This window comes from Psychrobacter sp. UBA3962, from assembly GCF_002385225.1.
Classification (GTDB): domain Bacteria; phylum Pseudomonadota; class Gammaproteobacteria; order Pseudomonadales; family Moraxellaceae; genus Psychrobacter.
Map to the genome: position 1 here is coordinate 21,395 of NZ_DGDC01000002.1, position 20,628 is coordinate 42,022.

The window sequence follows — 20,628 nt, forward strand, 5'->3', positions numbered from 1 at the left end:
CAAACCTTTATGTAAATTTTACCGATTTTTTCGAATAGGAGTAACAACCCATGCAAGGAAGTGGTTCACCAAACTCTAATTTTGAGTCGAGTGCTAACAGCTCGCGCATGCAGCGATTTTTGAAAGGGGTAGAGTGGCTAGGTAACTTATTACCTCACCCAGTCATTCTATTTGTTTGGATGTCGGTGTTTTTATTAATCTTATCGGCCATATTGTCTTATTTTGGGGTCTCCGTTATTGACCCTAGACCCGCGGACACGGCTGATCGTTCTGCAGACGGTATGATATATGTGGTCAACCTACTAAATGGAGAAGGTCTGGCCCGTATAGTTGAAAACTTAGTAACCAACTTCACTGGATTCGTGCCTTTAGGCACTGTTTTGGTGGCGTTATTGGGTGTGGGTATTGCTGAATACTCAGGCATGATTTCAGCGGCCATGCGTGGTCTTGTAATGAATGCTCCGAAGAAGATGGTGACGTTAACCGTTGTTTTCGCGGGTATTATGTCTAACACCGCCTCTGAGCTTGGTTATGTGGTATTGATTCCTTTAGCAGCGATGATTTTCCACTCTTTAGGGCGTCACCCATTGGCAGGGTTAGCTGCCGCCTTCGCTGGGGTCTCAGGGGGGTATAGTGCTAACTTACTACTGGGCACAGTGGATCCATTATTATCGGGGATTACTCAAGAGGCTGCTCGCATTATTGACCCAGCTTATGTGGTGGGTGCCGAAGCAAACTGGTACTTTATGATAGCCAGTACTTTCCTAATTAGTGGTCTAGGTTATTTTGTCACCGAAAAGATTGTTGAGCCAAGCTTAGGGAAATATAACCCCAATGATGCAGAGGATGCCTCTGTGTTAGACAATCAAATTGAAAAGGTCTCGGCTGTTGAGAAAAAAGGGCTTATCTGGGCCGGTATTAGCATGCTAATCTTCTGTGGGTTATTGGCCTGGACCATCGTTCCTGCAGATGGTATTTTACGTCACCCAGAAACCGGACTGGTTTCAGGATCACCTTTCTTAAATGGGATTGTGGTCTTTATCTTTGTGTTTTTCGCTCTACCAGGTTATATCTACGGTAAAATCACCGGTAGCATCAAGAATAACCAAGATGTGGTCGATGCCATGAGCGATTCTATGAAGTCGCTAAGCATTTATATTGTACTGGTCTTTTTTGCCGCGCAATTTACTGCCTTCTTTAAGTGGTCAAACTTAGGATCAGTAATGGCCGTAGCTGGGGCCACTTTCTTGAATGATATCGGCCTAACCGGTCCTTTACTACTGGTTGGTTTTATCTTAATTTGTGCGGTTGTTAACTTAATGTTGGGTTCAGCTTCGGCTCAGTGGGCCATTACTGCCCCTATTTTTGTACCGATGTTGATGTTGACCGGTTATGCACCCGAGATGATTCAAGCCGCTTATCGTATTGGCGACTCAACCACTAACATCATCACTCCAATGATGAGTTACTTTGGTCTTATTCTAGCGGTGGCTATGCGCTATAAAAAAGACACGGGAGTCGGGACGCTTATGGCAATGATGTTGCCTTATTCGATGATATTCCTATTCGGTTGGACGGTTTTATTCTGTGTCTGGGTCTTTGTTCTAGGCTTACCTGTGGGCCCTGGCGCGGAAACTTTCTACCCAGCCCGCTAAGCTTCAATCGAAAAAAGTCGAACTTTGCTTAAAGACCTTCATCTAGTATGAAGGTCTTTTTTTTTGCTAAGTATCTAGGGATAAAGCTAAGGAGAGTAGAGGACTTGTTATGAAAGTAATAAAAGCTATTGCTGTAAAGTGGATATGCACTGTTGACTGATAATGACAACTTTGAGGGTTGATTATAGAAAGTAAGACTCTATATAAATACTAAATATTTAATAAATTTGGTTTAGTATTGATTGTTAATGATCAGCTATAACCTTTTACCTTATATTAGCTTTTTACCATAAAGAGGATCGTTATGGGCATCAATAACTCACAGTTGGCACCCCAAACCCAATCTAAGCTTGATAGTACTGAGGATAGTACCAAGCCAACCGTAACGCCTCGACATCCTGAGTCTCGGTTACAATCAGACTGGCTATTCTTACTAGAGAAACTGCCTGCCAATCAGTGGTACTCCTCTGACTATGCTTATAAAACCTCAAGCTGGTTAAACGTACATACCAATATTCGTAAGCGCCAACGTATCTTGCGCCAGTTAAGTGAAGAATACTTGATGGGCGCCTTAAACTGGGACAATTATCGGACCCAAATTCTGCAGCGTATTAGCATGCATGTGCTGAAGCTACATCAGCATCATAGCGTTGAAGATCATGGGTTCTTCCCAGAGTTTGTGAGCTTATATCCGCAGTTAAAGGCAGGTTTTGAGATACTAGAACGAGATCATGTGAGACTTAATGCTTTGTTGGATGAAATGCAAAGCTTAAATGATGAGCTGGCAAAGGCACAGAGTGAAGATAAGGCTTTGGCAGACCGCTTACATGCTAATTTAATTACCGGAACTGATTTTTTATCGCAGCATTTGACCGATGAAGAGGATTTGGTGGTGCCTATATTGGCATTACGTTGATGAGGGTAACGCCAATATAGAAACTGAGGCTATAAGCTATAAGCTATAAGCTATAAGAACTCTACTTTGGCCCCTTCTTCAATCGTTCCATATAGCCCAAGCGCATCCCAGTTGGTTAGACGCACACAGCCTGACGAGTTTTGACGGCTGATTCTTTCAGGATTAGGTGAGCCATGAATGCCATAGCTGGGTTTGTTAATACCAATCCAGACTCGGCCTACTGGGTTATTCGGGCCGGGTGGTAACACACTGTTTTCATTACTAAAGTCCTTGTTATAAGTCGGATCTTTGATACGACTAAGGACTTTATATTCCCCCTCTGGGGAAGGCTTATACACGCTTCCCATCGTGGTAGGATAGCTGGCTACCAACTCATCTTTATCATTGTAGGCATAGAGTAAGTTTTTGGCTTTAACCGCTACCACTCTATGCACTTCTTGCTCATTGGGCTGATAAGGGTTGTACACTAAGATGGTGTTGCCTTCCTCAAATGGGGTCTCAGGATTCAGCCTTAACAGCAGACCTTGACTCATATGAAATTTCTCAGCCACAGCTTCAAGGACGCTGGTGAACTGCTGTCCTTTGGGATGCGAAATTAAAGTCACGTCTTCCTTGGTCAAGTCATAATTAACCAATACAGGCTGAGAGGTAACCGTTTCGTCTTCAGTGAGTTTGGCCCAAGTCTCAGGGGTCATCTGGCCATCAGCTTCAAGTCCGTTTCTTTCCTGAAATACCTGCAAAGCTTTAATGACATTCTCACCGAAGCGGCCATCGACAGCGCCCACAGAGTGATGGTTGTAATTAAGTAAGCCTTGGATCTTGATAATTAAGTTCTCATCTAAGATGGCATCAGGGGTCCATTGAGCGCTATTTACCTGTTGTGCTTTTTCAGGCAGAGCGTCTAAGCTGTAAGGCACTTCTTGGAAAGCCTTGGCCAAACGTAGCTGTGATTCAGTTTCACCAATAAACTGTTGACTGACATTGGGTTTGAACTGTTTAACAGGCTCGGCCGGCTGTTCTATCTCAGATTCAAGGGAGGCTTCAGGTGTCAGCACCCCCAAAATATCTTCTTTCATCTGCTCAATGGAGCCAGTTTCCCCCCCAGGAGTTTCACTGTTTGAAGGCGAGCAGCCAGTTAGGACTACTGAGCTCATTAAAGCAGACATAATTAACATACGGCTTGGCAAAGGTTTACGCAAAGGCAGTAGTCTTAAATGAGAGGACATCGAAAACATTACTGTACTCACTTCAAAGGTTATCAGAGGAACAACGCTATTTACCAGTTAGGGTAAGCAGCAGAGTAAACGGTTACTCTGCCACCTCAATATCATTCACATTTTGGAAACCACGGGGAAGTTGACCGCCCCGGTTGCCACGTTTACCCGTATAGTTGGCCAAGTCCATAGGCTTTAAGGTCACATGACGTTTACCTGCAGTGACGGTTAAGCTGTCTTCATGATGCAGAGCTGTAACGGCGATAACCTCTTCCCCTGATTTTAGATTAATCAGTTTATTACCCTTACCGCGTTGCTGTTCCGGCAACTCATCTATCGCAAATATCAATAAATAACCTGCGGAAGTCACCACGGCAATTTGGTCTTGCGCCGCTACCTCACGTTGCTCATCTTCTGCGGTATCAGACTTAACATCGATATAGGCCACTTTTAAAAGCTTGGCATCTTCATCGAAATTAATGACGTTTTTACCCGCTTTTTGATTGGTCTCTAGATTGCCTAAGGTGTTAATAAAGCCATAGCCTTGCGAGCTGGCTAATATAATACGTTGTTGTTCATCACCAGCCAAAAGCTGCTCAAAACTAGCACCAGCTGCGGGTTTTAACACGCTGGTTAATGGATCTCCCTGGCCCCGAGCAGAGGCTAGGGTATGGGCATCAATGCTATAGCTGCGACCGGTACTGTCCATGATATGGATTTTTTCATTAGACTTACTTCGTACATGGGCTTGATAGCTGTCACCCGAGCGAAAGCTCATGCCAGTGGCATCAACATCGTGACCTTTGGCAGCCCGAATCCATCCTGCTTTAGATAATATAGCTGTGATGGGTTCACTAGGTACTAAGTCTGACTCTTTAAGCGCTGTGGCCTCTTTACGCTCTACTACTGGCGACATGCGAGGGTTACCATGCTCCTTCATATCCGCCTCTAATTCTTCAATTATTAGATTAGTGAGGCTTTCAGGGTTGTCTAGTAGCTCTTGGATAGTGGCGCGCTCGGCCTCAAGCTCGTCTTTCTCAGTACGAAGTTCAATCTCTTGAAGACGGGCCAATTGACGCAGGCGAATGTCTAAAATAGCATTGGCCTGAATTTCGCTTAAATCATAGCGGCTCATCAGCTCCATTTTAGGATCGTCTTCTTCACGAATAATGCGAATGACTTCATCAATATGAAGATAAGCAATCAGTAAGCCAGCTAAGATGTGCAATCGTTTATCGATTTTGTCTAAGCGGAACAATAGGCGACGGGTGACCACTTGACGGCGGCTGATCAGCCACTCTTCTAAGATCTCTTTTAAGTTCTTGACTTGAGGTTTGCCATTTAGGCCAATCATGTTCATATTAACACGATAGCTGGTTTCAAGATCAGTGCTGGCAAATAAGTGGCTCATCACTCGGTCCACATCGACTCGCGTAGAACGAAGCTCTAGCACGATACGACAAGCATTTTCATGATCCGACTCATCATGGATATCCACCACCCAAGGCAGCTTCTTCTCTATCATCAGTTTGGCAATCTGCTCTTGAATTTTATTGCCAGAAACTTGATACGGTAGGGCATCAATGATAACTAAGTTTTTTTCTTGTTTATCGACATGATAAACCGCTCGCATTTTATAGCTACCGCGTCCCGACTCATACATTGCCTGTAAATCTTTTTTGGGCGTAATAATTTCGGCCGCTGTCGGTAAGTCAGGAGCTGGCAATGACTGCGTCAGCTGCTTGACCGATAATTCTGGATTTTTTAGCAGACGAATGGCCGCTCGAACCACCTCATTTAAGTTATGTGGAGGGATATCAGTGGCCATACCCACAGCAATACCTGTGGTGCCATTTAATAAGATATTGGGTAAGCGAGCGGGCAGGGTAACCGGCTCTTGCATCGAACCATCAAAGTTATCTTGCCAGTCGACGGTGCCTTGTCCAAGCTCTGCCAGTAAGGTATTGGCATAGGCAGACATTTTGGCTTCGGTATAACGCATGGCCGCAAAAGACTTAGGGTCATCGGGGCTACCCCAGTTACCTTGACCGGTGATTAAAGGGTAGCGATAACTAAAAGGCTGCGCCATCAAAACCATGGCTTCATAACACGCAGTATCACCATGCGGGTGGTATTTACCTAAGACGTCACCGACGGTACGTGCCGACTTTTTGGGCTTGGTGGTGGATTTCAGTCCCAACTCACTCATGGCATAAATAATACGGCGCTGTACCGGCTTTAAACCATCGGCAATATGCGGTAAAGCTCTATCCATAATCACGTACATGGCATAGTTCAGATAAGCCTGTTCTGTGAACTCTGCTACAGAGCGAGTGTCCATCGCTTCATTAGGAATAACAGCTGAAGAGGGTGGGATATTTGAAATATCAGACATAATCAGTAATTTTGCCTTGTTTTATATGAAAAAGTTTTTAGGGGTCTGTAAAATAGAAGGTGTTGTTGTTTTAAGGTGTTTTAAAGTATAGAGCAGTCTTTATAGTATCGTTAGATAGGGGTATTATAGCAGTAGCGGCGCGCTATCCACTATATAGTTAGCGTATCGTATAGGATATCCGCTAAATTAAAAAGACAATATGAATTCTATGCGTCAACTGATGACGTTGGATTTAATAGGTTAAATAACTTAGTCAGTCATGCCTATTTTTGATTTTTATTAACATATTAGTTGTCATATAGAAGTTAAATGGTGTATTTTAGATACAAAAATACCACTAGTGGCTATTTTATTGTTATTACACAATAAATTATGCTAATGAATTAAAAAGTTTAAGTAGGATTTTAGGAGTTTTACAGATTATGGACAATCAAACCACTCAATTTCGCCGCAATGAAAGACCCTGGTTAAAAACTTACGAAAAGTTTGGCATGGAATACGATATTCAAATGCCACCAGCCAACACCTCTTTAATTGAAATCTTTGAAGAAAGCTTTGTTAAGTATAAAGGCAAAATCTCTTTTGTCTGTATGAATCAAGAGCTATCATTTGATAATTTAGACACCTACAGCAAAAACATTGCCGCTTACTTACAGTCACTGGGTCTAAAAAAAGGCGATAAAGTGGCGGTAATGATGCCCAACATTCTACAATCTCCAATTTGTATCCTAGGCGTTATCCGTGCCGGTTTCGTTTTGGTGAACGTCAATCCTCTCTATACCACTCATGAGCTTGAGCATCAGCTAAAAGATTCAGATACCAAAGCCCTTATTCTCCTAGAAAACTTTGCAAAAACTTATGCTGATATTGCTAGCAAGACCGTGGATCATGTGGTCGTTGCGTCTATGGGCGACTTAATGAGTCCGGTAAAAGGCTTTATCGTTAATACTGTGGTTCGCCATGTGAAGAAAATGGTACCTGCTTACAATATTCCAGGCAGCGTTAACTTCAAAAAAGCGATGAAAGTTGGGGCCAAAAAGAAATACAAACGTCCTACCGATATTGGTTTAGAAGATGTAGCGGTACTGCAATATACTGGGGGTACCACAGGGGTTGCTAAAGGGGCAATGTTAACTCATGGCAATTTAATTGCTAACCTGATTCAAGCCGACACTTATATTGGCGATGCTTTTGACAAGTATGAGAAATTGAATGAGCAGCCGGTTATTATGACTGCTTTACCCCTATATCATATTTTCTCATTTACGGTTTGCTGTATGTACGGGCTGCGCACAGGAGGCATTAACTCATTGGTGCCCAACCCACGTGATGGCAAAAGCTTGCTTAAAGCCTATAAAGATTATCCACCTGCTTTCTTCCCAGCAGTTAACACCTTGTTTAACGGGCTAATTAATAGTGAAGAATTCCGAGCACTAGACCATAGTAAGCTTGAGATGTCTATGGGCGGGGGTATGGCTGTACTAACAGACACCGCTAGGAAGTGGAAAGAAGGGACTGGCAACGTTATTGTTCAAGGTTATGGTTTATCAGAGACCTCACCGGTTGCTTCAGCTAACCCTATGGGCCTAGATGAGTTCCCTGGTAATATTGGGGTGCCATTCCCAGCGACAGATATGGCCATTCTAGATGAAGAAGGCAATGAAGTTGCCATTGGTGAACGCGGTGAGATTAGCGTGCGCGGCCCTCAGGTGATGAAAGGCTATTGGAAACGTCCAGAGGCAACGGCTGAAGTTATGACCCCAGATGGTTACTTCCGTACCGGTGATATCGGAGTGATGGACGAAGAGGGTTACTTCAAGATTGTTGACCGCAAAAAAGACATGATTATCGTCTCGGGTTTCAACGTCTATCCAAACGAAGTAGAAGACGTAATGTCACATCATCCCAAGATTTTAGAGTGTGGAGTAATTGGGGTTGAAAGTGACAAGAGTGGGGAAGTGCCGAAAATCTTTATCGTGGCTAATGACCCAAGCTTGACTGAGCAAGAAGTTCTAGATTATGCCAAAGAAAACCTAACCGGCTATAAACGTCCTCGTTTTGTTGAATTTGTTGATGAGTTACCCAAATCAAACGTAGGTAAGATTTTACGTAAGGATTTACGTGAAATGGAAGCCGCTAAGAATAAAGCTTAGACTGTATAGAGTTTATTAGATTGTATAGGGTTTAGAGGGTATATAGTTTGGTTTTAGAGCAAAGCAGGGTTATAGAAGTTAGTTACAACAGACAGGCTTTGCTTTAAATCCAGTTAAAATAAGCTACTTTAAGTTTACCTAGTTACCGAGTACAATAAAAACTCAAAAGGATTAATTCAAAAGGATACGAGCATTTATCGACGTATCCTTTTTTTGTTTAAAAAAAGCGAAAGCTTGTTTTTTTATGGCTATGAAATAGCCACCTGCTTTACTGAAAGTTATAGAAAAAACTATATACAACTCTATCACCAATGCATTATTTACTAAAAAATAACTTTAAAACCTCTTACTTGATAAAGAGCCATGCTTAATAATGCAGTTATTATTCCATTAAAATAATTCTACAGGTAATTACATGACGACAGCTTCTAACCCTACTCAGACCCCTCCAAGTGACCTTCATGGTACTTTTCCAACTTATCCTGATATCCCTAGTGATCGCCCTTGGCTAGAATCTTATGAGCGTTATGGCTTAGCTTCTTCGATTGAAAAGCCTGCTGATGACACCTCTTTATTAGAAGTGTTCGAGCGTAACTTCGCTCGTTATGGCAATCGTGACGCCTACGTCTGTATGGGAGCCAGCTTAACCTACCGTGAACTAGACAACCGCAGCCGTCAAATTGCAGCTTACCTTCAATCTTTAGGGCTTAAAGTGGGTGATAAAGTAGCGGTGATGATGCCAAACGTGTTGCAATACCCGGTAGTGGCGCTAGGGGTACTGCGTGCAGGCATGATTCTGGTTAACGTCAACCCTCTATACACCAGTCGTGAACTTGAGCATCAACTTAAAGACAGTGGTGCCAAAGCCATTTTCATTATTGAAAACTTTGCTAAAACTTTTGAAAAAGTAGAAGACAAAGGTGCTGTAAAACATGTGGTTGTCTGTAGCATGGGCGATATGTTGGGCTTGGTTAAAGGCTTAGTGGTCAATACCGTAGTACGTCATGTCAAAAAAATGGTACCCAGTTACTCTTTGCCAAACAGCATTAGCTTCAAAAAAGCCTTAGAGTCAGTATCTGCCCATCAATATAAGCGTCCCACATTGGACCAAAGTTATGTGGCTTTACTACAGTATACTGGAGGGACTACGGGTGTTGCGAAAGGCGCGATGTTGACTCATGGTAACCTTATTGCCAATATGCTACAGATTGACACGGTTATGCGAGCCGCTTTTGGCGATACTAGCAGCGGTGAAGTACTGTTGGCTGCGCTGCCTCTGTATCATGTGTTCTCATTTATGGTATGTGGTATGTACTCTATGCATAAGGGCTGTACCGCCTTATTGATTCCTAACCCACGTGACTTAGATGGCTTGGTAAAAGAGATTGATAAGTACAAGCCTGCCTATATTCCTTCAGTAAATACCTTATTTAATGGCTTGGTTCACAATGAGAAGTTTAAGAATGTAGACTTCTCTAATCTAAAAGCCTCTATTGGGGGCGGTATGTCTGTATTACCAAGCGTTGCCAAAGCTTGGCATGAGCTGACAGGATTACCTATTGTAGAAGGCTATGGCTTATCTGAGACCTCGCCTGTGGTGAGCTTTAACCCAATGAATATCTCTGAATTTACGGCCAAGATTGGGGTACCTGCACCAGGCACTGATATCATCTTAATTGATGATGAAGGTAATGAGATGCCAGTGGGTGAGCGCGGTGAGATTTGCGTTAAAGGGCCTCAAGTAATGGTGGGTTATCAAAATCGCCCTGAAGACACCAAAGAAGCTTTCACTGAAAACGGTTACTTTAAGACAGGCGATATTGGTATCTTAGATGAAAAAGGCTTTATCAAGATTGTAGACCGCAAAAAAGACATGATTTTGGTTTCTGGTTTCAACGTTTATCCTAACGAGATTGAAGAAGCCATGGCTCAGCATCCGGCCGTTTTAGAAGTGGGGGCTATTGGTGTCCCTAGCGACAATCGCGGCGAAGATCCAAAGATCTTTGTGGTGAAAAAGCCTGGTGTGAATGTGACCGAACAAGAGTTGCTTGATTTTGGTAAAAAGCAATTGACCGGCTATAAGCGTCCCCGTATTGTGCAGTTCGTCGATGATCTTCCAAAATCAAACGTGGGCAAAATCCTACGTAAAGAGCTGCGTAAAATGGAAGGTTTGGAGTAAAGAGTAGCGATGACTAACGCTTGCTATTGGTTAGTCATCAAGTTACGATGCCCCAACTTTTGGGGCAATAAAGCAAAAAACTTTATTACCCCTGCAATAATTTTATTAAAAGTAGCTCTATTAGTTTGTTTAGTAAAAGCCCTACTTTAAATAAAGAACCCTACCAATCAAAGACAAAGGATATAACTTAGCGATGCGTATAGATAACCGCCAGCTGGATCAACTGCGTACAGTAACTTTTGAACGTAACTACACCAAACACGCCGAAGGGTCAGTTTTGGTCTGTTTTGGGGACACTAAGGTGTTGTGTACGGCAAGTGTTGAAGCGGGCGTGCCTCGTTGGTTAAAGGGTAAAGGTCAAGGCTGGGTGACTGCAGAATATGGCATGCTACCTCGAGCTACCAATACCCGCAATCAGCGTGAAGCTGCGCGTGGTAAGCAATCAGGTCGTACCCAAGAAATTCAACGTTTGATTGGTCGTAGCTTACGCGCTATGGTAGATTTAAATAAGCTGGGTGAAAACACCATTTACTTGGACTGTGATGTATTACAAGCCGATGGGGGGACTCGCACTGCTAGTATTACTGGCGCAGCCATCGCACTTATCGATGCGCTAGAAGTGTTACAGCAGAAGAAAAAGCTGAAAGAAGATCCTTTAGTGGGGTTAGTAGCGGCTGTGTCTGTCGGAGTGAAAAACGGCGAAGTTCTGCTAGACTTAAACTATGAAGAAGATTCAAGCTGTGATACCGACTTGAATGTGGTGATGACCCAAAAAGGCGAGTTTATCGAGATTCAGGGTACAGCAGAAGAAAAACCTTTTACCCGTGCTGAAGCGGATAAAATGTTAGCGATGGCCGAAAAAGGCATTGCAGATTTAGTGAAGTTACAACAAACCGCGTTAGGCTGGTAAACAAGTATTAGCCGATAATTCGCTCAGCCAATAGGACACAACAAATTATGCTGCAGGTTACGGATAAGGGTGCCAACATAACTTTGTCAGGCAAAACAGGCGGTCAAGGAAACGGCGTGTTTTGGTTTGCAGTGGCTCTATTGGCGGGTGCTTTGGCCGTGGCCATGGCCATGAGTTTATTGCCTGAACGCCTCGCTATAGGGGCGTTAGGGCTACTGATTATCGGTAGTTATGTATTTAACAGACTGCGTGAGCGTCAAAAAGGGGTCCAAAACCATATTACTTCAGGGCTACTGAAAGTACAGCCAGGTCAATTCGTACACAATCAATTTGGTAAAACTCAGCATATTACTTTGGCTGCCGATGACACAATCGAGGTTGTGGATACGCTATTAACCATTACCACAGTCGATGGAGATACCAAGTGTCAGGTCTCTGGCTTTGATAGTCAAAAAGAGGCTCAGGTGATGCAGGCTATCCTTCAAGGCCAAAAATTTGGCAAGCGTAATGCCAATATTAAGATGCAGTCTTCTTAGTTTCTGTTATCCCCATACCCAGCTTATTTCATAGCTTCATTTCTCTTCTTGTTTTTCTTTCTCTCTCTATTTTTTTTCTTATAGCATTACTTCTTAACTTGTCCTTTTATCCCCAGTCGCCGTAAAACCACCCACTTCAGGGGGTGGATATAAGGCGACACACACTGTCGTAAGAAGTCGTTAAAGGGTTGTAAGTCAAAATTAGACTTGCCATACTAAAGGTATGAAAACACTCAAGCTACGCATTAAAGACAAACACATAAAAGAGCTGAATCAGCTAAGCGGTTCAGTGAACTTCGTGTGGAACTATGTGAATGCACTTTGCTTTGAGCATCTAAAACGTACCGGTAAGTTTTTTAGTGCTTATGATCTAAATGAGTACACCAAAGGTAGCGGTGAGTATTTAGGATTACACAGTCAGACCTTACAGGCTATCAATGAGACACACGCTAAATCACGTAAACAATTTAGAAAAGCCAAACTTAACTGGCGTACTAATAGAGCTGATGCCAAACGTAAAAGCCTAGGTTGGATACCCTTTAAAAAATCAGCCATTAAATACCTAAGCACAAGACAAAGCGGTAAAAAAGCACTGAAATCAACCCTACAGCTATCCCTATCTAAAGGTCAAAAGCTCATCATCGATGTATTCGATAGCTACAACCTAAGCCTATATCAAATCAACACGCTTGAGATAGTACAAGACAGTCGTAATCGTTGGTATGCGTGTATCACCGTTAAAGACCATCCTAAGCAAGTAAGTGGTAAGGGCGGCGTTGGAATTGATTTGGGCTTAAAAGAGTCTGCTACTACCTCAATGGGTGATAAACTTACTATTAAGCAGACCCAAAAATGGGCTAATAAATTAGCAGTAGCCCAGCGTGCTAACAATAAAAAACGTGTTAAAGCAATTCATGCCAAAATTAAAAATACAAGATTAGACTTAATTCATAAATTCACCACAAAGCTAGTGCAGAGTAATGCCTTGATTGTGGTTGGTGATGTTAAATCACGCTCATTTACAACTAAAAAAACCAAGCTCGCTAAATCGATATACGATGCAGGTTGGTTTGAACTTAAACGACAACTGGAATACAAATGCAAGCATGCAGGTTGTCAGCTTGAGATCGTAAATGAGAGTTACACTACCCAGACCTGTTCGTGCTGCCATAAAATAAGTGACAGTAGTCCGAAAGATAGAGCAGGTTTGCGAATAAGAGGATGGAGGTGTGCTGAGTGTGGCACATGGCATGATAGAGATATCAATGCTGCTAAGAACATCCTTGCGGTCGGGCTTGACCGTCTAGCTGTAGGAATCCCCTCGGTTTAGCGAGGGGAGGAGGTCAAATTGGGGATATTAACCATTAGGTAGATATGAGAAATTAAGTAATTACCTGAAATATTGGCTTGCTATTAAGGAGGGATACATGGATGTGTCCACTTTCGAAATGATGCTCTCTAGAAAAAAAGCCCAGTTTTCTAATGCTAAAAACCGCCTAGGTGGTCACTGTCGTCACAGCTTAAAGTTGATAGCTAATAAGAGCTTGCCTTTGATTACTGCCGTGTCGTTAGGACTCCTACCAAACTCACTGCTACACGCTGATGATTTGGCCGATCTTATTCGCCAAAAGAGCCAGAATTTCAGTCAATATAGTCCTATGAAGGGTTATGGCGCTGCCCCTATTTTTGGCTCACCGGCAACAGCAAGTTTTTATCAAAACTATGCTTCTGCCCCCAACATTAAAGCTGAGCATATAGACACATTGTACCGAGCTGAGCAAGGATCGGTAGGAGCGAGTCAACAAGTGCTACGCACCGTACGCCAAATGGCACTAGATAATAAAGAGATTATCAAAGGCTCTTGCTGGGATTATCTAAATGCAGCTTTTAACAGAGCAGGGGTAAGCAAAGAGACAGTATTTAAAGGCGAGTATCCGTACGGTCCTTTTATCGATACCAATGAAATAAGACCGGGAGATTGGCTGTATTATATCAACCATGGCTACAATGATATTGAGCACAGTGGTCTGTTTGTGGGATGGCTTAATCGGGAGAATAATGAGGCGTTGATCTTAAGTTATGCGGGTGAAAGTCGCAATGAGCCAGCCCGTTATAAGGTATACGATGTCTCGCATACCTATAACGTGATGCGCCCAAGCTTATAAGTTTAATAGGGGTGCTTGACTGAACTTAAAAAGGTTTGACGATCACCAATGCCACCACTGCTATTAAAATAAGTACTGGTACCTCATTGAACCAGCGCCAAAAGACGTGGCTTTTGTAGTTGGGGTCTTCAATCAGCTTATTGCGATAAATACCACAAAGGCCATGATAAGCGGACAATAAAACCACTAGCAGTAACTTAACATGCAGCCAGCCTTGAGTTTTATAAGCTTCCCACCCCAAGACCAACATCCATAACCCAAAAATCCAAGTGGCAATCATCGAGGGGGTCATAATCCCCCGAAAAAGCTTACGCTCCATAATGACAAAGCGGTCTTGACTCACTTTATCCTCGCTCATGGCGTGGTAAACAAACAATCTGGGTAAATAGAATATAGCCGCGAACCAGCACACCATAGAGATGACGTGGGCTGCTTTTATCCAGTTAAAATAATCTACCATGGTTATTATCCCAGTTAAGTTACTGATTTAGTTATGGATATGAATTTAATTATAGGGTTTTTCAACCCTCAAACGTGGTCTTTTTTAAACCTGGCTCTTTTGGCCACTTAGAGCATCGATAACCGTTAACGCAGGTTTTGGCGCCATCGGTTTTAGTCCCAACTGATTCATCAGTCTGTCATCATTGGATTGACTGGCGTTACCTGTGGTCAACAGCTTATCCCCATAAAAGAAGGAGTTAGCACCGGCCATAAAGGCCAAGGCCTGCTCAGCATCAGACAAGCTTTCACGTCCCGCCGACAGACGAACATAGCTGCTAGGACAGCAAATGCGAGTTACAGCGATGGTGCGAATCCACTCGAGCACTGGTAATTGCCCCTCACTGAGCACTTTATCGCCCAGAGGTGTGCCCTTAATGGGCACCAATAGGTTGACAGGGATAGACTCTGGTGGCAGTGGCATGCTGGCCAATTGGTGCACCCAATCAATACGGTCCTCTCGGCTCTCCCCCATACCGACAATACTACCACTACAGACGTTAATACCAGAGCGGCGCACATGATCAATAGTCTGCAGGCGGTCATCATAGCTACGGGTAGTCACTACTTCATCATAATAGCGACGCGAGGTATCTAAGTTGTGATTATAGTAATCGAGTCCGGCGTCTGCCAGCTGCTGTGATTGCTCAGCGTTTAACATGCCCAAGGTCATACAGGTCTCTAACCCCAAAGCTTTGACCTCTTTGATTAAGGTGGCAATATAAGGCATGTCCTTATCACTAGGGTGTTTCCATGCTGCACCCATGCAAAAACGAGATGAGCCTGAAGCCTTTGCTTTTTTAGCGGCTGCTATTACTTTCTCAACTTGCAATAGCTTTTCTGCCTCTAGCCCAGTTTTGTCGCGATAATGACCAGACTGAGAGCAGTAGCCACAGTCCTCAGGGCAGTTTCCGGTTTTAATAGACAACAAAGTACTAACTTGGACCTCATTGGCATTAAAATGCTGACGATGCACGTTTTGTGCTTTTAACAATAATTCCATAAAGGGCATTTCAAACAGCGACTCAATGTAGTCTCGGCTAATTTTAGTCGAGTTTTGAAGATCTGTTATGGCTGTTATTTCGTTATTACCCTCGACATGGGTATTGATACCAGGGTGAACCAAGGTGCTCATGTGACAATCCTTTGTAAAATAGCAACGTGTAGTAATGTAATGAAGTTGGGCTAATTTAATTAGCTGCGTTACTTCTCAAGTCGCTTTATTATTAGCATGAATTTTATAATTGGCTTAATTGTATCATTTAATGGTAGCTATTCAGAGTAACAAAAATGCCTAAGTAGCATAAACCACTTAGGCATTGAGTAAAAGTTTAAAGGCTTTTAATTTATTTCATTCCAAGTAAACAATAAACCTAAAATAAAGGGCAATTTATTTCACTTAGAAAGTTTTTGTTTTGCTAAGCTAATGGCTTGTGTGGCTAAGCTTTGGGCTTTTTCAGTTAGCGGGCGAGCTTTTTCTAATAGAGGCTTAAGCTCTTCTGGCACCGCTGGAACGATATGTTTGGCCAGTTGGTTAAACCACATCAACAGACTGTAATCGCCTTCCATTTTAAGCTCTTTGTCTTGAATGGCCGTCATGAAAGCGGCTACGTCACCGCCGGTTAATAGCTTAACGCCAGTCATTGAGTCTTTAAAGTCGATACGTAGGCTTGGCTCATTTGCTTTACCAGCATATTGCTGAAAAGTACCTTCATCAAATACATAATAGCGAGCAATACCGTCAGCTTCGCTACCAAGCTCGATCGATACTTTACGACCTTCTAAGATTTGCTGAATATTGGGGTCATCACTTTTGGCTAACATAGATAAGCGGTAGCCAACCACGGCCAATAAAGCGTCTAAAGGATTGGCTTTGATATTTAATACAGGCACAGTAAACATAATTAAGTCCAGATAAAAAGAGAGGTATTAAGTAGCTTATAAAGCCACAATATAAATATATCGCTATTGTAATCCATATTATTGTCAATTTATATGGCCAGTTGTAAGCGTTTTGCAAGTCTAGGTAAGCTAGTTTGTTGCCAACTTTCTAGCTTAAAAGCACTATCCTAAAAATTACTAGCTTAAAGGTAAGGCCTTAAAAGCTACTGCCATAAAAACAATAACGCCTCATTAAGTTAATGAGGCGTTATGAAGGTATTAATTAAGGATTACGAAAATTTATAAGGTTTTGGTTGTTTGTTATTAGATAAATTAGTGAGTTGGACTTTTTATTATTGGGTTGTTATTGGCTTCAGTTAATTAATTTGAATTAATGGGTCTAACTTAATTGCGAAAGCGTGGTTTGTAATTGTTATAAATAGGGGTATGTTCAATATACTTATCTTTCGGGGTGCGTGCTTTAACGGCTGCCGCAACGGGCGCAGTACGGCGACTTAATGATTCAACCCCAGTTTTTTGAGTTTCCATAGTAGCGACAAACTGCTTATAGCGGTAGCCTAAATAAGAGCCTGCCACAGCAATAGTAAGTAGAACAGCTGTTAGATAGCCATAACCACTGCTCATTGAGGTGACATTAACCACGACTGATTGGATGCCCTCGATTAATACCCAATAACCCATACCGCCAAGTAAGTAACCCAACAGATAGCGACGACCAGATAGGTAAGTGGCTAATATGCCTACAGCGAGAAGCATATAACCTAAAGTAGACCAATTAAAAGTGCCAGATAGCCCAGGCGTGCTGGTGGCTATAGTGGTAAAAGTTGCCATGTAATTTGCCTCGTGAACGGTCAACAGGTACAACACAAAGCTGTGTGTAAGAAGTCGAATGTTGCGATTGGTTGATAGTTATTATGCCGATGTTTTTTTAAAATACAAAGAATAACTAGAGAACTTACGACAATCATTGTCGTTTAGTTTTGGCAAAAATTTGACACCCTCGTCTAGACTAGAGGGGGCTTAATACTCACAAAAAAAGATAAAAAAAGATAAATAATTTATTTTGTAAATATTTTTCAGGGTAACCCAACAAGCTAACTTTTTTGCAAATTATCGGGGTTAGAACACCCATTCAAAAAATAGCAAATAAAAAAGTCAGACTCTATAGCCACTAGTAGCAGGAATAGAATCTGACTTTACGCTAACCATAATATTGCTGGAGACTATATGATTACTGTTATTAACGATTATAGTAGGTCTTGAGCGGCATAGCCTAAAACGTATAGTACGCCTTCAAGCCCTGTGGCATTAATAGCGGCATCAGCACGCGCACGCACGATAGGCTTAGCATGATAAGCCACGCCTAAATCGGCAAGGGCCATCATAGACAAGTCATTGGCGCCATCACCGACACAAATAACTTGAGCGGTACTGATGTTCATGCGATTTGCCACTTGCTGAACCAAAGCAGCCTTACGCTCACCATTAACAATAGGCAGGTTTACATTGCCGGTGACTACACCTTCTTCAATATCTAAGTCGTTGGCATGCACCTCATCGATGCCAAGCTCTTTAGCAATGCGCTCAGCGAAATAAGTAAAGCCGCCAGAGACCAAGACGGTGTGATAGTCCAAAGACTTCAGAGTAGCGATAAGGGTGCGTGCTCCAGCAGACAAGGTGAGCTGTTGTTGAATCTCATCTAAAGCATCGGTAGACAATCCCTCTAGTAGGGCCACTCGCTCACTAAAAGAGGTATCAAAGTCTATCTCACCGCGCATCGCTGACTCAGTAATTTCTCTGACTTGATCGCCAATGTTGGCGTGTTTTGCCAACTCCACAATTACTTCTTGTTCAATTAAGGTAGAGTCCATGTCAAATACCGCGACACGGTGGGGGCGTAACATTTTTGCCAAAGACACAATATGACAGTCAATGGCTGCATCACCGCCTAGGTTGTGGGTGATCGGTAGGGTTTCGATAAATTGACGCAAATGTGAGGTAATGCCGTCATCAAGCAGACGCGCGGCGGCTGATTTTTTACCCGGCTGCATGATGGCAGTGTCTGCCGGCATTAAGATATAGCGGTAGGTAAACACCGGGGTCAAGCGGTCACTACCGGTATTGTCCTGTAGGCTATCGGTACTACGAACTACTTTAATAATTTGCCATAATGGATTTTGGGCCGCCCAATCAGCGATATGAGCCTCGAAAGCCGCCTTTTTATCCTCTCCAGTTTCTACAGGTAATAAAGCCTGCTTTTGTACCACAACTGACAGCGCAAATACTGGCAGATCTTCTAACTGTTCAATAAGGCTCAAAGAGATTTTGCCATTTTCTTGGCTCTCTTCTGCAAAATCCACGTCGTCAAAGCGTAAGTGGCTTGGCAATAAGTCGTTGGCTTTTTGTAAGGCAGTAATCCAAGCTTTTAAGTGCGCAGTCATGCCTGAACCGAAGTGGGCAAAGTTTGCAGTGGCATTGCTCAAGGATACAGAGGTGTCTTGAGAGGCCAAAATCGCATTATTTTGGTAGTTAGTTGTAGTATTTTTTGTCATGGTGAGCTAAGCCCCTTGTAAGCGTAAGCAAGATTAGGAATAATAGAGCGTGCCCAAGACGGGACACCCCTACCTACTAACAAAAGTTTAGCATAACATGACCTATTTAGCGCCACGGCAAGGCTTGTTTGCCATAATTATTCTCATCAGCTTTTTTATTCAGACCACATTGCTGTTAATTAGCACCAATCAGCAGCTTGATGAGCTTAAAATGCAAACCGGCGAAAGAATGCTTGTTCAACTGATTGACGAAGTAAAACTGCCTTTATTGAGTAAAGATAAAGTGAGCTTAAGTGTTTTAACGGGAAGATATACCAGTGAAAACACAGTCGCCAGTTTAACGGTAAAAGACATTGATGATCAGGTCTTAATCCAAACCGGCGAAGCTCAGCTTTTAGAAGGTAAAACCATGAGTCGCCAAGTCATTATGGGCGATACCGTTATTGGTACCGTTAATATGACTTTACGCGATACGGGTAATGGTGAGATTATTGCCTCACAGTGGATATTTATCTTGGGGTCGTTTATTACCCATCTGCTGATTTGGCTGTTATACGGCTACGTGGCACGTCCTACCCGTGAGCAATTGGCAGCGCTTAGTCGGGATGTACAGGACTACTTGATCACTCAAAACCAAGGTCAGGGAAGGGGCCGAGTAGCACTGCAACGTCAAGATTCTGAGTCATCAGAAGAGACTCGTCCTGGAGATGGACTAAGCATCCACCAAGCGCTGGGAAATTATATTAAGACTCAGCAAGAGGGGGCTGAAGAGAGTGATCCTAAGGCTAAACACTCAGAACAAACGGCTGCGGACAATACAGGTGACTCTCAGCGAGACATTTTAACCAAAATAGATGATAATGCCGCTGGCAAGACAGAGAGTGAAGCAGCAGATGTTGCTAATACAGAGACACGGGCCGCAACGACTGAAGCTAAGCCGCAATCTTTGATGGCCAATAGACCCATTGAAGTGGCGACTGTGAAAATTCGCTTTTATGACCCTAACTCTTTATTAAGTGCGTTAGCGTTTGAAAAGTCAGAGCCTTACTTTGCCCTATGTACTCAGCTGTTACAGCGCACGATTGATGAGCTGATAAAACAACCGATTTTATTTGGTATTAAACTAAATAATAAGCCGGTGTTCGATGAGAATGGGGCAACGGTTGAATTTTTAGCAACCACTAGCCATAGTAGGGCAGGACTGGCCGCAATTATGTTGGCCAAAGCTTATGTCATGCTAAATGAAGTCACTTATATCAAGCATCGTGAATTACAACGTTTTGCTTTACAGGTAGTCGCTGGGGTAAGTGACCAGGCTACCAGTGAAAAAATGGAGCAGTTGTTGATTAATAATGCAAGAGCAGGGGATATCCTTGCCTTGTTGCCGGTAGAGGGAATCAAACAGTTGCGTGGTTACATCCAGTTGAACAGTTTGAAAAACCCAACTACGGTGTATGAGCGTGATTGTGCTTCCTTAGAAGGGGTGAACGATTCGATGATGCAGCGTTTGATCGATGTTCGTGATGCAGTGCTACTTTCGGCTCTAAATTAAA

16 protein-coding genes are annotated in these 20,628 nt (G+C 42.9%); 9 read left to right on the forward strand and 7 right to left on the reverse strand.

All coding sequences use genetic code 11. The annotated features are described in order from the left end of the window. Window positions 1-50: 50 nt before the first annotated feature. Together B3S92_RS00185 and B3S92_RS00190 are read left to right on the forward strand one after the other, a co-directional pair. Window positions 51-1,655 (forward strand): AbgT family transporter, encoded by a 1,605-nt coding sequence (locus tag B3S92_RS00185; protein WP_296201716.1) that lies wholly within the window; start codon window positions 51-53, stop codon window positions 1,653-1,655. A gap of 304 nt (window positions 1,656-1,959) precedes the next feature. Next, window positions 1,960-2,571 (forward strand): hemerythrin domain-containing protein, encoded by a 612-nt coding sequence (locus B3S92_RS00190; RefSeq protein ID WP_296201718.1) that lies wholly within the window; start codon window positions 1,960-1,962, stop codon window positions 2,569-2,571. Between the two features lie 50 nt (window positions 2,572-2,621). Here the strand turns inward: B3S92_RS00190 and B3S92_RS00195 are convergent, their stop codons facing one another. Both B3S92_RS00195 and parC read right to left on the reverse strand, forming a co-directional pair. Further along, on the reverse strand, window positions 2,622-3,806 hold the full coding sequence (locus tag B3S92_RS00195; protein ID WP_296201720.1) for a L,D-transpeptidase family protein: 1,185 nt from the start codon (window positions 3,804-3,806) through the stop codon (window positions 2,622-2,624). Window positions 3,807-3,879: 73 nt separating this feature from the next. Beyond that, window positions 3,880-6,180, reverse strand: a complete 2,301-nt coding sequence (gene parC / locus B3S92_RS00200) for a DNA topoisomerase IV subunit A (RefSeq protein ID WP_296201722.1) — start codon at window positions 6,178-6,180, stop codon at window positions 3,880-3,882. Window positions 6,181-6,602: 422 nt separating this feature from the next. On the opposite strand from parC, the gene B3S92_RS00205 reads away from it, so the two are divergent. From B3S92_RS00205 to B3S92_RS00230, 6 genes are all read left to right on the forward strand, one after another. Beyond that, window positions 6,603-8,333: an AMP-binding protein gene (locus B3S92_RS00205; protein WP_296201724.1), complete on the forward strand. Its 1,731-nt coding sequence runs from the start codon at window positions 6,603-6,605 to the stop codon at window positions 8,331-8,333. Window positions 8,334-8,748: 415 nt separating this feature from the next. Next, window positions 8,749-10,512: an AMP-binding protein gene (locus B3S92_RS00210; protein ID WP_296201726.1), complete on the forward strand. Its 1,764-nt coding sequence runs from the start codon at window positions 8,749-8,751 to the stop codon at window positions 10,510-10,512. A 193-nt stretch (window positions 10,513-10,705) separates the two neighbouring features. Then, the gene (rph, locus tag B3S92_RS00215; protein WP_077450346.1) at window positions 10,706-11,422 is read left to right on the forward strand and encodes a ribonuclease PH; all 717 of its coding nucleotides are present in this window, start codon (window positions 10,706-10,708) and stop codon (window positions 11,420-11,422) included. A 47-nt stretch (window positions 11,423-11,469) separates the two neighbouring features. Next, window positions 11,470-11,958 carry a hypothetical protein gene (locus B3S92_RS00220; protein WP_077450345.1) on the forward strand — a complete coding sequence of 163 codons (489 nt, stop codon included), beginning with the start codon at window positions 11,470-11,472 and terminating at the stop codon, window positions 11,956-11,958. Window positions 11,959-12,181: 223 nt separating this feature from the next. After that, entirely contained in the window at window positions 12,182-13,288 is a 1,107-nt protein-coding gene (locus B3S92_RS00225; protein ID WP_296201729.1) for an RNA-guided endonuclease InsQ/TnpB family protein, read from the forward strand. A 97-nt stretch (window positions 13,289-13,385) separates the two neighbouring features. Then, the gene (locus B3S92_RS00230) at window positions 13,386-14,123 is read left to right on the forward strand and encodes a hypothetical protein (protein ID WP_077451064.1); all 738 of its coding nucleotides are present in this window, start codon (window positions 13,386-13,388) and stop codon (window positions 14,121-14,123) included. A gap of 25 nt (window positions 14,124-14,148) precedes the next feature. On the opposite strand, the gene hemJ is transcribed toward B3S92_RS00230, so the two are convergent. The 5 genes from hemJ to serB all read right to left on the reverse strand — a co-directional run bounded on the left by hemJ (window position 14,149) and on the right by serB (window position 19,075). Further along, window positions 14,149-14,583: a protoporphyrinogen oxidase HemJ gene (gene hemJ / locus B3S92_RS00235; RefSeq protein ID WP_077451065.1), complete on the reverse strand. Its 435-nt coding sequence runs from the start codon at window positions 14,581-14,583 to the stop codon at window positions 14,149-14,151. An 84-nt stretch (window positions 14,584-14,667) separates the two neighbouring features. Further along, entirely contained in the window at window positions 14,668-15,756 is a 1,089-nt protein-coding gene (gene bioB / locus B3S92_RS00240; protein WP_296201734.1) for a biotin synthase BioB, read from the reverse strand. 260 nt (window positions 15,757-16,016) lie between these two features. Then, the gene (locus tag B3S92_RS00245; RefSeq protein ID WP_077451067.1) at window positions 16,017-16,523 is read right to left on the reverse strand and encodes a hypothetical protein; all 507 of its coding nucleotides are present in this window, start codon (window positions 16,521-16,523) and stop codon (window positions 16,017-16,019) included. Window positions 16,524-16,907: 384 nt separating this feature from the next. Beyond that, window positions 16,908-17,354: an AciT family ciprofloxacin tolerance protein gene (gene aciT / locus B3S92_RS00250; protein ID WP_077451068.1), complete on the reverse strand. Its 447-nt coding sequence runs from the start codon at window positions 17,352-17,354 to the stop codon at window positions 16,908-16,910. A gap of 416 nt (window positions 17,355-17,770) precedes the next feature. Next, window positions 17,771-19,075 carry a phosphoserine phosphatase SerB gene (gene serB / locus B3S92_RS00255; protein WP_296201736.1) on the reverse strand — a complete coding sequence of 435 codons (1,305 nt, stop codon included), beginning with the start codon at window positions 19,073-19,075 and terminating at the stop codon, window positions 17,771-17,773. A gap of 97 nt (window positions 19,076-19,172) precedes the next feature. Between serB and B3S92_RS00260 the strand changes: the two genes are divergently transcribed. After that, a complete protein-coding gene (locus tag B3S92_RS00260) occupies window positions 19,173-20,627 on the forward strand; it encodes a hypothetical protein (protein WP_296201739.1) in 1,455 nt (484 codons plus the stop codon). Window position 20,628 lies beyond the last annotated feature (1 nt).